Source organism: Vibrio qinghaiensis, assembly GCF_002257545.1.
Lineage (GTDB): Bacteria > Pseudomonadota > Gammaproteobacteria > Enterobacterales > Vibrionaceae > Vibrio > Vibrio ordalii.
Map to the genome: position 1 here is coordinate 353,517 of NZ_CP022742.1, position 14,080 is coordinate 367,596.

A 14,080-nucleotide genomic window follows, 5' to 3' on the forward strand; every position below is an offset into this window, starting at 1 on the left:
AAATGATTGTTAGAACATTAGAAGAGTGTCGCCAAAGTGAGCGCCGGGTTGTTGCTCAAACTTGGGAAAGCGTTCGTATGCTGCTGAAAGATGACAATATGGGTTTTTCATTCCATGTTACGACCATTTTTAAAGGCGGCGAGACCCATATCCACTATCAAAACCATTTGGAATCCGTGTATTGCATGTCAGGTGAAGGGGAAATCGAAGTGATGGGAGGGGAAACTTACCCGATAAAACCTGGCACTTTGTATATCCTTGATCAACATGATGAGCACTATTTAAGAGCTTATTCTGGTGCAGATATGGTTATGGCATGTGTTTTTAACCCGCCACTGACAGGAACTGAAACGCATGATGAAAAAGGTGTTTACCCAATCATTGAGTAATCACTCGCGACGATTCACTGCATTCAATTTAAAAGAAAAGGAGATCCCATGCCTTACACCGTAGAAAAAATCGGTGGAACATCAATGAGCGCTTTTGATGCTGTGCTCGACAATATTTTACTAAGGCCTCATCACCCTTATGAACGAGTGTTTGTGGTATCAGCGTATGCAACCATTACCGATGCTCTACTGGAATGCAAACGCACTGGCAAGCCCGGTATTTACCAGATGATCGCGAAACATGATACGCAATGGCAAGAAGCGATGTACCAACTTGAACAGCGCATGCTTCTGATTAATGAGCACTTGTTCGCCGATCCTATGAGTCGTATTCGCGCGGATAAATTTATTCGTTCGCGGATCTCAGAAGCAGTCAACTGCATTAATAATATTCTAGAAACGTGTCAATACGGGCAGTTTTCATTGCGTCAGTATTTGCCTCAGGTGCGAGAATTTTTATCTTCAATAGGCGAGGCTCATAGTGCCTATAACACCAGTTTGAAGCTAAAAACTCTTGGGATTAATGCATGCTTCATTGATCTCTCCGGGTGGAATAATGGCCAAGCAGGAAGCTTAGATGAGGTGATTCTGGCTGCCTTCGAAGACATTGATGTAGCAACGCAATTGCCAATCGTGACTGGCTACGCCTATTGTAATGAAGGATTAATGAAAACCTATGATCGTGGCTATAGTGAAATGACCTTTAGCCGCATTGCCGCATTAACCAACGCAACGCAAGCGATCATCCATAAAGAGTATCACTTAAGCTCCGCAGACCCGAGAATTGTAGGCGCGGATAAGGTTAGCCCGATGGGATTGACGAACTTTGACGTAGCAGACCAACTGGCTAATTTAGGTATGGAGGCGATTCATCCGAATGCGGCGGCTGGGCTGCGTCAGCAGGGGATTGAGCTCAGAATCAAAAATACGTTCGAACCAGAGCATAAAGGTACTCTCATTTCCAATGTTCATAAGCCTAAGAACAATAAGGTAGAGATTATTGCGGGCAAGGACAAAGTGTTCGCCTTGCATATTTTTGACCAAAGCATGGTCGGGAAAATTGATAATGCCAGTTATGAATTGATGGAAGTGATCGCCGAAGCTAAGGTACATCTCGTTGGTAAAGAGATGAATGCAAACTCGATGACGTATTACCTCAGTGGCAGCAGCGATAACTTAAACCACGTGTTGTACAAAATAGAGAAGCGCTACCCGAATGCATCCGCATCAGGAAAAATGGTCGCCCTCATTTCCGCAATCGGTGCATCAATGAACACCAACAACGCATTAACGCAAGGCATGCAAGCATTAGTTAACGCAAAAATTAGCCCTATTGCCGCTCACTCGTCGATGCGTAATGTCAATGTACAATTCGTCGTAGAAGACAACGATTACAATCGCGCGATTTGTGTTTTACATGATGTGTTGATTGCGAAACCGCTATCTACCAAAAAAGCGGCTTAGCGGTTCAGATTGAAGCATCGTTCCCCCCCAATCACATAGTAATCTACGTGATTGGGGATTTATTTTCTGAGCGGCTGTTTTTAAGTGGCTTAGCTCGCTTAGTTTTCAAGCGGTTTGGAAAGCTACAACATCACTAAACTTGCTGTGCCTAAGAAGGCAAAGAAGCCGACAACATCCGTTACTGTGGTTAAGATGACAGAACCCGCTAATGCTGGGTCAAGCTTAAACTTATCAAGCGTGATCGGGATGAGTACCCCAAACAGTGCGGCGGTAATGATATTTACGACAATGGCCAGTGAAATGGTGGCGCCAATCATCGCTGACTGGAACCAGAGCCCTGCCAAGGCACCAATGATCAACGCCCATAACAAACCGTTAATGGAACCAATACCAATTTCATTTTTGAGCAACGCAAAACGGTTACCCGGTGTAATTTGGTTCAATGCCATGGCGCGTACCATCAAGGTTAAGGTTTGGCTTCCCGCAATACCGCCCATCGAGGCAACAATTGGCATCAACACCGCTAACGCGACAACTTGCGAGATGACCGTTTCAAACATACCTATAGTGACCGAAGCGAGGATGGCGGTCAGCAGGTTGATCCCGAGCCAAAGACCTCGTTTTTTAGAACTTTTAATGATAGGGGCAAATAAGTCATCTCCTTCATCCATACCCGTACCGGCCATTAAGCGCGATTCGTAAATCTCTCGTTGTGTACTCAGGGCAAATTGCCAGTCAATTTCACCCACTAAGATTTCATGGTTATCAATGATAGCGACGGTCGGCAATTGGGAATGTTCTAACGCTTCTACTGCTTCAGAAAGTGATTGGTGAGCATTCAGCGTAAAGAGATCATCTTGCTTGATGTTTTTCAGTAAAGTTTTGCTTTCAGCAAGCAAAATTTCTGTATAACTCACGATACCTTGGAATTTTTTTGCTTTGTTGATCAAATAGATATGTTGTGGAGAGTCATAATGATATTTCTCCAATAGCATCTTGGCTTTGTCGACACTGATGCTGAAAGGCAAGGTATACACTTTACGGTTTGCCCAGTGGCCAACTTCAGTATCTTCATAGGCATTGGCTTGATCATACAATTCAAGCTCGTCGCGACTAATTAAGCGCAGCGCTTCACTGATGATTTCATCAGGCAGAGAATCGGCCCATTCGAGCAGAGACAAGTTATCGAGTTTGGCGAGAGTCAGTTTTAGTTCTATTTCTGACAGTGCGTTGATGATAGAGAAACGTACTTCAGCACGCATCTCTGTCAGTACATCAATGTGCAGCTCTAAGGGTAGGCTACGCCACAGACGTACCCGCTGCTCGACAGGAAAAGCTTCTAAGATGATTGCGATCGAGCTTTCATCAAGCCCACTTTCCACGTACTCGCCGAGTAAGTCGATTTGTTGCTGCTCATCGGCTTTTGAAATCGTTTCAATATGCAGTGAAAGGTCTTGATATTCGTTCAACGTTTTACTCCGATAGGAAGTTGTTTCTTCTCGATTTTTTTCACGGCTTTTTCTGGAGTTTTGCTTAATACAATTACAGGGCGAACAATAAAGAGGTTGTTTGGATAGAGCACTGTATTACCATCAACATTCTCTAGTACGACATTGAGTAGGTTCATGTCGACGATTTTACCTTCAACAAAATTTGCGCCATCCACCACTCGCACCCATAAACCGATGCGACAGTGATTTTGTACAAATAAAACCAGAAATGAGGTGACGTTGCTCAGCAAAGACCAACTTGCAAACAAACCGACGCCAAGCAACGCAAAAAGTGATGAGCCAACAACCAATAACCCACGCAGTTCCACGCCCCACATCATTAGCAGAGTCAGCACTAACACCAAGAAGAGTAAGGTCTTTACCAGCCAACGAGCTCGTTTGAGCCGATGAATATCGACTTTGCCTACGACCATATTTTCAAACCATCGCACGGTGTAGCTGGCTGCTTTAGGATAAATAAGCAACGCCATGATCGTGATGATCCATTGATAATTTTTTTGAAATAAGTCTAAGTATTCCATGACGAATCAGAAAAAGGAGATTTGATTCAAAATAACTGAAATTCAGTCAATTACAACCTCTAATCAGGGTGATATGATTTACATCCTTTGTTCTTCATGGCTATCCCCTTCCTACTTGAAGCCACAGCGGTGTTGGCTACGTTCGTTCACCCCAATCACATAGTTTGCCTATGCTCATGGGGACTCACTTGCCGCCTACCTGCAACTCCAAGTTGTTTGGGTATATTTAATGTCTAGCCGTAAATATCTTAAGCGCAAAACACACATCATTACCGAAAACAAGCGATTGAGGATTTACAAAGAGCCACGGAAATTAGCGCTTCATTGCGAGATTTAATTGCAGAAGAAGCTGATTTAGAAGGACTACACGGCAATAAGAAGTTTGACGAGCTGATCAGTGGCAACATTTGATTTTGTATTAAATTTCATCCACTTTTTATAGCGAACTGGTGATAATCAAACGTAATCTTAACGACAAATTATTATCATTAGACACACTTACGCTTTTAACCGTTAATGCGCCTGACGTTACAGGCGTCAAGTCGTGATATCAGACTTTCTGATTCACTTTTTACTCTCTGTTTTTGTGAGATTAGATGTGGAACAACCATCCAAATTAGATCGCGTTCGCGCTGACTACAATGTTCATTATTGGAGCCAAGGCTTCTTCGGTATTGACAATCAAGGCGAAGTTTATGTTTCGCCGCGCCATGATAAGGCGCACCAAACCCCCTTGAGTTCGATCGTAAAGCAGCTTGAAGCGCGTGATTTAAATTTGCCTGTGCTTGTACGTTTTCCGCAGATCCTGCATCAACGCGTACATAACATTTGTGACGCCTTTAATCAGGCGATTGAAGAATACCAATATCCAAACAACTACCTGTTGGTCTACCCAATCAAAGTGAACCAACAAAAAGAAGTGGTAGATGAGATTTTAGCCAGCCAAGCGCAGCTAGAGACTAAACAGCTTGGATTGGAAGCGGGCAGTAAGCCAGAATTATTGGCGGTATTGGCTTTAGCCCAACAAGCAAGTTCTGTGATCGTGTGTAACGGTTACAAAGACAGAGAGTACATTCGTCTGGCCCTGATTGGTGAAAAGCTTGGCCATAAAGTATTCATCGTTTTGGAAAAATTGTCTGAGTTAGAGCTCGTTCTGAAAGAGGCAAAAAGCTTAGGCGTGAAACCACGTTTAGGGCTCCGCATTCGTTTAGCTTCACAAGGTGCGGGAAAATGGCAGGCGAGTGGTGGTGAAAAATCAAAGTTCGGGCTCTCTGCATCTCAAGTGTTGACCGTTATCGAACACCTTAAAAAAGAGCAACAACTTGAGGCGTTGCAACTGGTGCATTTCCACTTAGGTTCGCAAATGGCGAATATTCGTGATGTACGCAATGGCGTGAACGAAGCGGCGCGTTTTTACTGCGAGCTGCGCGATATTGGTGCAGAGATTGACTTTTTCGATGTGGGTGGTGGTTTGGCGGTGGACTACGACGGTACGCGCAGTCAATCATCCAACTCGATGAACTACGGCTTAGCTGAATATGCACGTAATATCGTAAGCACGGTGAGCGATGTGTGCCAGTTATACAGCCAGCCAAGACCAGTCATTATTTCTGAATCAGGCCGCTCAATTACCGCGCACCACGCCGTACTTATTACTAATGTTATTGGCACAGAAGCTTATTATCCTGAAGAGATCCCAGAGGTTGGTGAAGAGGCTCCTGTACTACTACAAAACATGTGGCGTAACTGGCAGAGCTTAAGTGGTGGCTCTGATGCACGTGCACTGATTGAAATTTACAATGATACGCAAAGCGATCTGTCGGAAGCGCACAGCCAGTTTTCGACTGGCGTTATTAACCTTCAGCACCGTGCTTGGGCTGAACAGCTATCGCTGCGCATTTATCACGAACTGACACTGCAAATGAGCACCAAAAATCGCTTTCATCGTCCTATTTTGGATGAACTGAATGAGCGATTGGCGGATAAGTTCTTTGTTAACTTTTCACTGTTTCAATCATTGCCAGATGCGTGGGGGATCGACCAAGTTTTCCCTGTATTGCCATTGTCTGGCCTTGAAAAAGTGGAAGATCGCCGCGCCGTGATGCTCGATATCACCTGTGATTCTGATGGTGCCATCGAGCAGTACGTTGAAGGGCAAGGTATTGAAACGACACTGCCAGTACCCGCATGGAATGCCGATGAACCCTATTTAATGGGGTTCTTCCTCGTTGGTGCATATCAAGAGATCTTAGGCGATATGCATAACCTATTTGGCGATACTCACAGTGTTGTGGTGAACATGACCGAGAATGGCGAAACTGAAATTGTGTCGATTAATGAAGGGGATACGGTCGAGGATGTGATGCGTTATGTCCATATTGATCTTGATGCTATCCGTACGAACTACCGTGAATTAGTAAGCCAACGAGTCGCGGTCGAAGAACAAGCAAATGTATTGCAAGAGCTTGAACAAGGCTTAAGCGGTTATACCTATTTAGAGGATTTCTAAATGAATGATTTGTTTACTAAAACTGATTATTCCCTGTATTCAAATGCGATGACGTTTGTGCGTCGTCCTTATGTCAAAAACCCAGTAAGTGCGGATGCCGATGTCGTGGTCCTAGGCGTACCTTTGGATATGGCCACATCAGGTCGCCCGGGCGCGAGAATGGGTCCAGATGCGATTCGTCGCGCTTCAGTGAACCTTGCATGGGAAGGCAAAAAGTTTCCTTGGAACTTTAACTTGTTTCAAAATACCAAGGTGATCGACGCAGGCGATTTAGTGTTTGATTGCGGTGATGCTGAAGATTTCACTTATCGCTTAGAAGCGGCGACCAGCGAAATTCTAAAAAGTGGCAAAACCATGCTTGCTTTAGGTGGTGACCATTTCATCACTTTGCCTATATTGCGTGCTTATGCCAAACATTATGGCGAAATGGCATTGATTCATTTTGATGCTCATACCGATACTTATGCCAACGGCAGCGCTTATGATCACGGCACTATGTTCTATCATGCGCCGAAGGAAGGGTTAATCTCAGCCAAGCATTCTGTGCAAGTGGGTATTCGTACCGAATACAAACAGGAAGGCCACGGTTTTAATGTCATCAATGCGATGCAAGCGAATGATATGTCAGTGGAAGAGATCGTCGCTAATATTCGTCAAACTATTGGTGATAAACCCGTATACCTAACGTTTGATATTGACTGCTTAGATCCTGCTTTTGCTCCTGGAACGGGTACACCAGTATGTGGTGGATTGAATTCCGATAAAGTGCTGAAAATCATTCGTGCATTGGCCGGAATTAATTTGGTGGGAATGGATGTTGTTGAAGTTTCTCCTCCGTACGACCAAAGTGAGCTCACCGCTCTAGCTGGTGCGACAATTGCTCTAGAGCTGCTTTACGTTTGGGCTTCTAAGCCAAATGTGGCGTCATAAAAAATAAGTCAGCGCGCAGCATCACCGCTGCGCGTTTTTCTTAACCATCACCTCAACGTATTTCCATCCAAAATCATCATATTCTCTTTCAATGTAACGTTCACTTTGCGCACCCAATAATAAATATTAATGACATAACTTGCATAAGTGTTCTCCGTGTACCAATTTTATTAGGTTGGCTAGGTGTCTCATTGGTCTACCATTCATATTAATAATATGATCAAGTTTCACCTTAATCTTTCTAGCTGTTATACGGTGAGGGTGAATCTATGAATTTAGGTTTTAAAAGCAGAATATATGTGAGCGTAGCGCTGCTTGTGGCGATTTCATTAATCGTTTTGGGCACCATCAATATGCTGTCGTTAAAAGAGAAGATGATTACTTCTTTAACCACAGAAACTCAAAACAAGCTCAACTATCACGTTTCTGAACTCGAATCTTGGGTGAAAACACGTTATCAAGCCGTAGTTAAAGGTTCACAACATTTCCGCACTGAGCTGTCGGATCAAGAGAATGTTAATTTAGTACGCCTGCTTGCGGAGAGTGCGCAAATATCCAATGTCATCATGGTGTATGATGATGGCCGTACCTATATGTCGTTTGACAAAGACAACGGAGTTGTTACAGGTCAACAAAATTTGACCAGTAGGGATTGGTATCAACAAGCAAAAACCTCTCGAACTGCTCAGGTAACGGAAATTTATGAAGATAAAATCACCGCTAAACAGGTTATTAGTGTAGTTATGCCTGTCTACCAACAAAGCCGTTTCATTGGTGTTTTGCTGGGAGATATCCAACTGGATGAAGTCATTGTCCAGGTCAGTAATATGCGCTTTGCCGGCGGTGCAGCGACACTAACCGACAAGAATGCTGTCTTTTTTGCTAGTGATGATCCTAGTGATATTGGACGAACGCCCTCGCAAGTCAGCCCTAATTTCCTCGAAATGGAGAAACTTTTTAGCCAGCAGGATGCTGGTCATTTGTCATTTCCTTATTTAGGCATTGAATTTGATGGTTATTTCAAACGCGTTAACCTAACCGATAACATGTACTGGACCATGATGGTGTTTGTCGACAAAGGTACGGCGTTAGCTAATGTGTATGAAGCGCAAAGTAGCGCTATTTACACTGGGGTGATTTTGCTCATTATCAGCGTTGCGGCAATCTTCGTCATTCTTAATTATATCTACAAGCCTTTGCTACGCCTGAAAAAAGCGGTACTTGATCTTTCGAAAGGCTCTGGTGATTTGACACGCCGCTTGGAGGTGAATGGTGATGATGACTTAGCGCAGATAAGCCAAGGCTTCAATTTATTCTCAGAAAATCTACAAAAAATGATGTTGCAAATATCTGATGCCAGTCAAAACATCTCCTCTAATATTGAACAGTTAGGTCAAACGGCAAAGGAAAATGAGCGGATGCTGCTTTCGCACTCATCTGAAACAGAGCAAGTGGTGACGGCCATTACTGAAATGAGTGAAAGTGCACGTACTGTGGCAGAGAGCGTCACGCAATCGAATCACATTACTGACTCGGCGAGCAAAGAGGCCAAACAATCGATTATTATTGTGAATAATGCGGTTGAAACGGTCAGCTCATTGGTGAGTGACGTTGAACAGATGTCAGAGCGCATTGCCAATATGAACAAAGATGCGATCAAGATCAGCGAAGTATTGACCGTGATTGGCGCTATTTCAGAGCAAACGAACTTGCTTGCGTTGAATGCGGCGATCGAAGCGGCGCGTGCGGGTGAGCAAGGCCGTGGGTTTGCGGTGGTTGCAGATGAAGTTCGTGCTTTAGCGGCAAGAACGCAAAACAGCACTACTGAAATATCAGATATGCTGGCCAAGCTACTTGAAGGGACGGATAGCGTTGTAGCCGCAATGGACAAAACTAAAAACCAATGTCAAACCACAGCAGATAAAACGTCCGAAGTTTCTGGTAGTTTAAACATCATGAGCACTTCCGTGTCCGAAATTGATGATCTCAGTACCCAGATCGCAGCTGCGACCGAACAGCAAAGTACAGTGGCAGAAGAGCTCAGTCGCAATATGCTAGCGATAAGAGACATTGTTGAATCATTGGTGGTGAGTGGCAGACAAACCGTCAGTGCTACAGAGTCACTCTCTTACTCAAACCATGAGCTTGACCGCTTGGTCTCCAACTTTAAATTAAAGTAATAAAACGCCGCTAACGCGGCGTTTTATTTGGGATTGAGCATGGAGAGAGCATCATGAAAACAGCGTACTATAGCGTGTGGCTAGATGAGCACGCCAACCAACTGAACCCTGCGTTTGAGCAAATTTTCCAGACAGTGAAAGCGCATTTTTTTGCTCGCGATCCCAATCGTTGGCCTTTGTATCGTATTCACGAGATCGCTCGTTGGCTTGAAGAGCGAAAAATTGATGCGCCAACCGTGGTAAATACTGTATTGCAGCAACAATTACGGCATTCAAACACCATTCCTCGACACTCGATCCACGCCATTCACCCTTTTAACGACTTAGCGCTTTATGCCGCCAAACGTTCAAAAAACTGGGATGACCCTCGCTCAGTGGAAAATGTGATCTCGACACCTTGTGACCCGGCCATTCACGGTGCGCTACTTGCGACTATTGCCAACCCTAACTTGGTTTATAGCGAATATGCGGGAGATGCCATTGAACTGGAAAAATTAGTCGTGCGGCAAATCGCGCATTTAGCTGGCTACGATAGCGAGCAAGCAACAGGAGTATTCACACAAGGAGGTACATTTTGTAATTTGTACGGCTATCTATTAGGTATTCGAAAAGCGTTGCCAAAGTCAGCTCTGAATGGTTTGGCGGGAGAAGATTACAGGATATTCAATTCAGAAGCGGGTCACTATTCAAACATGACAAATTTGTCGTTGTTGGGGGTTGATGTTCAAGGTAAAGCGATTCGGATCAAAGTTAAAGATAACAATGAAATGGATTTGGCTGAATTAGACCAACAATTGATTTTCTGTTTTAGAAATGGCATTGCTGTTCCTGCCATCATGTTGACGTTTGGCAGTACGGATACCTTTGCGATTGATGATATTGAACAGGTTTATGCGATAAGAGAAAGAAGATGCCAAGAATATGCAATTTCAATAAAACCACATATTCATGTTGATGCTGCTGTTGGGTGGAGTATGTTGTTTTTTCAAGAGTATGATTCTGAACGCAACCCTTTATCGCTTAATCGAGCAACACTGACGGGTATTGAATCCTTATTGCCGAGGATTAAAAGTTTACAATTAGCGGATTCATTTACGGTCGACTTTCAAAAATGGGGGTATGTTCCTTATACTTCCAGCTTGGTGATGCTCAAAAACAAACACGATCTCGCGGTATTAAAAACAGATCCCGGTTATTACTCCTACTTTGAACATGCTCAAAGAGAAGAGAGCCATTTGCAATCGACCATTGAATGTTCACGCAGTGCCGTGGGTGTTTTCTCTGCCTATTCAGCACTGCAACATTTAGGTATCGAAGGCTACCAAACCGTGATTGGTCATACATTGCAAAATGCTAATTATTTACGCTGCCAATTAGCCGCTCTACCACACTGCAAGGTGGCAGCAGTAGAAAACCAAGGGCCAAGTGTTACTTTTCGTCTCTATGATCCACAGAAAGTGACGTGTGCTGAATCGATGTTTGAGCAAGAAATGAACGTCGCACGTCAGGGTTCTATGGTTGATTCGATAGTAGAGAATACGCTCTACCATCGTCATCAGTTCTTATCTCATAAAGGCCAGCATCTTAACACCAATTGGGTCGATTCGATTGCGCGCACTCATTATGATGATACTGGACATTGCTTATATATTCCGGGAGAAAAAGCGGTGTTAATGAACCCCAATACCACCCGAAAGCATATCAAACAGTTTTGCCAAAACATTGTTCGGCGCTAGCCATGGAAAGGGTGAGCGCGAACTGAAATGAATGACTACTGACGTCAATGTAATGTTATTTTTCACCACGGATGCTGTGTAAAGAATGTATTACCATGTGCGCGTGATATTAACCTGAATGTTATATTTTAGATAACAAGCTGTCTCAAGGAACGATAATGAAAAAAAAACTGTTGACCCTAGCAATTAGTGTTTGCTTTACCTATGTGGCGCAAGCAAGTGAATGGGGATATGAAGGTGAACGTGGTCCTGAACATTGGGGACATGTTTCTAAAATTTGTGAAATGGGCAAAAATCAAAGCCCAATAGATATCAATGGCCTCGTTGAAGCTGATTTAAAATCTTTAGATATCCACTATTCAGGCGTTGTGGGTGCATTGACCAACAATGGACACACGCTGCAAGCCTCAGTTTCAGGGAAAAATACACTGGTAGTGGATGGTACAGAATTTGAACTCAAACAATTTCATTTCCATACCCCTTCTGAAAACTTAATTAAAGGACATCAATATCCTTTAGAAGCGCATTTTGTGCATGCTGATGTGGCTGGCAATCTGGCCGTTTTGGCGGTGATGTTTGAAACGGGCACACAGGATGAACCATTATCTCAGCTTACTGCGGAGTTGCCTAAAGTTGGGACGAGTGTGCAGTTAGCAAAAGGGTTAGCAGTACAGTCACTGTTACCTAAGCTAGATGAGTATTACCGTTTTAATGGGTCACTCACAACGCCGCCTTGCAGTGAAGGCGTGAGATGGTTGGTGGTCAAGCAGCCGAAAAGTTTGTCACAGCAACAAAGTGCAGCACTACATAGTGTGATGGGAAATAACAATCGGCCCATACAAGCTCACAATGCTCGCTTAGTGCTAGATAAAGAATAACAATTATTGTCGTTTGTGTTTTGAGCGACTTGAAGTTGTGGCCGGGCTTACAATATACCTAGTTCTCAATTGCAGAGCCGTTAGCTTGTGCCGCCGCGTTCATAGGGTTTACTCTTTCCTCTGCTCTGCTCTGCTTTTTCAAATTTTAGGTGCAAGTGCTTAATTTCGCTAAGCTATCTTTTGTGCTTATTCATTGACGGTATTTAATGTATAGCGGCTTGCACTGGCCAAAGATAGCGGTTTTGAAAACCAATAGCCTTGCAAATAAGTTGCGCCCATCTCTTTAAATTTTTGGTACATGTCGCCAGTTTCAACCCCCTCAATAACAATATCGACGCCATTGGTGTGACAAAACTGGATGAGAAAGGCTAAATATTGTTCTGATGCTGGGTTAGTCAGTGTTTTCCATACAATGCTTTTGTCTATTTTGATTTGATTGAGAGGTAAATCAAAGAAGCTATTGAGTGAGCTAAAACCAGCTCCAAAATCATCCAGCGACAGTTGAAACCCCATTTCATTTAAGGAATGAAGCTGGTTAAGCGCATTTTTATCGCCATCGAGTATGACGGTTTCCGTCAGTTCTAACACAATAGAAGAGGGCAATACACCGGAAGCCTTAGCCATCGTTAGTATCTGTTGTGGGAAGTCACTTTTCAGAAGTTGCAGGACTGAAACATTAATATTAACCCGAATATTGACCCCATTTTGTTTATTGTAACGGCCAATAAACTCACAGGCTTTTTCGAAAACAAAATAGCCTAAATCAACAATCAGCCCCTTTTTTTCTGCAACGGGAATAAATTCGTCCGGGAAAATCTCACCAAACTCTTTTGAGCGCCAGCGGACTAAGGCTTCAAAGCTGGATACCTGTCCTGATTGTGCATGAATAATGGGTTGGAATTTCACAGATAATGAACGTTGAGCTAATGCTTCTTTTAAGCCTCTTTCGATGAAGAAATAACGATCAACGTTCTTTTGAATTCGGCCACTGTAAATTTCGATACGAGAATGATTTTTGGCACTGGCAAATTGGCAAGTTCGTGATGCAATATTTAACAACTCATCGGCAGATATAGCACGGTTGATCTCGGGATAGACGCCAATGCTAATATCATTGCCATAGAGGTGCCCATGCTCCGTGGCTGATTTCGAGTAGTGCTTCATTATTTGAGAGCAGATATGCTTGAGCTCATCGTATGAGCGTTCTCCTCTCAGTAATATGGCAAAATCGTCAGAGCGAATACGGTAAAAATCAGCAAATTCATCGGGCAGTTCACGCAGTGCACTGACGACGTGATTCAGTAAATCTTTAACAATATCTGAGCCGTATTGATTGAGATAAGACTTAATATCTTCAAGTTGGATGTAGATAAGTGAGTAAGGGTCTCCAATTTTGAGTGCTTTCTCATCAATATCGAGCAGTAATTTACTTCGATTATAGAGGCCTGATGAGCTGTCAAAAAATGCAGCTTGATGAATATAATCTTCCATCAATTTTTGATCGGAGATATCTTTATGGCTACCCACCATAAAATGTTCACCGTTCACACTTTTTGTGACCGCATTCCCCTCTAACCAAATATATTGGCCATTTGCTTTTTTAACCCGGTATTGAATAGTTTCCCTTAATTCAGTGGTACTGATATGCTCGTCGACTCGTTTACTCAGCCGCGCGCGATCCAGAGGGTGAACTAAACACAGCCAGTCAGAATAGGAAATAGTTTCGCTATTTACTCCAAATTGCACATAAAATGTGGGATTATAGAACACCATCGTCCCATCACTGCTCATATAAAACAGACCTTGACTAAAAAAATCGAGAATGTGAACCAAACGCTGCTTGGCAATGTCATTGTCTAGGTCGGGAATTGAACACTCTTTCTGCGGAAGCGACATGGTCATGTTAATCCTAATTCAAGCGAAAGCAGTAACGGGGCTATATTGTGAGTCTTTATCTAAAGC

At 43.4% G+C, this 14,080-nt stretch carries 11 protein-coding genes; 8 read left to right on the plus strand and 3 right to left on the minus strand.

Annotated features, from left to right (window positions below; translation table 11 throughout):
- Window positions 1-2 precede the first annotated feature (2 nt).
- Both CCZ37_RS14865 and CCZ37_RS14870 read left to right on the plus strand, forming a co-directional pair.
- Complete coding sequence (locus CCZ37_RS14865; protein WP_094501220.1) at window positions 3-389, plus strand: ectoine synthase; 387 nt, start codon at window positions 3-5, stop codon at window positions 387-389.
- A 48-nt stretch (window positions 390-437) separates the two neighbouring features.
- A complete protein-coding gene (locus tag CCZ37_RS14870; protein ID WP_094501222.1) occupies window positions 438-1,853 on the plus strand; it encodes an aspartate kinase in 1,416 nt (471 codons plus the stop codon).
- Window positions 1,854-1,975: 122 nt separating this feature from the next.
- On the opposite strand, the gene CCZ37_RS14875 is transcribed toward CCZ37_RS14870, so the two are convergent.
- Window positions 1,976-3,322 (minus strand): magnesium transporter, encoded by a 1,347-nt coding sequence (locus tag CCZ37_RS14875; RefSeq protein ID WP_157729213.1) that lies wholly within the window; start codon window positions 3,320-3,322, stop codon window positions 1,976-1,978.
- The gene (locus tag CCZ37_RS14880) at window positions 3,319-3,885 is read right to left on the minus strand and encodes a mechanosensitive ion channel domain-containing protein (RefSeq protein ID WP_094501224.1); all 567 of its coding nucleotides are present in this window, start codon (window positions 3,883-3,885) and stop codon (window positions 3,319-3,321) included. Before CCZ37_RS14880 ends, CCZ37_RS14875 begins: the two co-directional genes overlap by 4 nt.
- 324 nt (window positions 3,886-4,209) lie before the next feature.
- Here CCZ37_RS14880 and CCZ37_RS19700 point away from each other — a divergent pair, with 324 nt between their 5' ends.
- The 6 genes from CCZ37_RS19700 to CCZ37_RS14910 all read left to right on the plus strand — a co-directional run bounded on the left by CCZ37_RS19700 (window position 4,210) and on the right by CCZ37_RS14910 (window position 12,118).
- Window positions 4,210-4,296: a hypothetical protein gene (locus CCZ37_RS19700; RefSeq protein ID WP_425275064.1), complete on the plus strand. Its 87-nt coding sequence runs from the start codon at window positions 4,210-4,212 to the stop codon at window positions 4,294-4,296.
- Between the two features lie 187 nt (window positions 4,297-4,483).
- Window positions 4,484-6,394 (plus strand): arginine decarboxylase, encoded by a 1,911-nt coding sequence (gene speA / locus CCZ37_RS14890; RefSeq protein ID WP_167372444.1) that lies wholly within the window; start codon window positions 4,484-4,486, stop codon window positions 6,392-6,394.
- On the plus strand, window positions 6,395-7,324 hold the full coding sequence (gene speB / locus CCZ37_RS14895; RefSeq protein WP_094501226.1) for an agmatinase: 930 nt from the start codon (window positions 6,395-6,397) through the stop codon (window positions 7,322-7,324). It begins immediately after the preceding gene.
- Window positions 7,325-7,593: 269 nt separating this feature from the next.
- The gene (locus CCZ37_RS14900) at window positions 7,594-9,504 is read left to right on the plus strand and encodes a methyl-accepting chemotaxis protein (protein ID WP_094501228.1); all 1,911 of its coding nucleotides are present in this window, start codon (window positions 7,594-7,596) and stop codon (window positions 9,502-9,504) included.
- Between the two features lie 53 nt (window positions 9,505-9,557).
- Window positions 9,558-11,240 carry a pyridoxal phosphate-dependent decarboxylase family protein gene (locus CCZ37_RS14905; protein ID WP_094501230.1) on the plus strand — a complete coding sequence of 561 codons (1,683 nt, stop codon included), beginning with the start codon at window positions 9,558-9,560 and terminating at the stop codon, window positions 11,238-11,240.
- A gap of 158 nt (window positions 11,241-11,398) precedes the next feature.
- Complete coding sequence (locus CCZ37_RS14910) at window positions 11,399-12,118, plus strand: carbonic anhydrase (protein WP_010316958.1); 720 nt, start codon at window positions 11,399-11,401, stop codon at window positions 12,116-12,118.
- A gap of 186 nt (window positions 12,119-12,304) precedes the next feature.
- On the opposite strand, the gene CCZ37_RS14915 is transcribed toward CCZ37_RS14910, so the two are convergent.
- Window positions 12,305-14,020, minus strand: coding sequence for a putative bifunctional diguanylate cyclase/phosphodiesterase (locus CCZ37_RS14915; protein ID WP_094501232.1), 1,716 nt, complete (start codon window positions 14,018-14,020; stop codon window positions 12,305-12,307).
- Window positions 14,021-14,080: the final 60 nt, after the last annotated feature.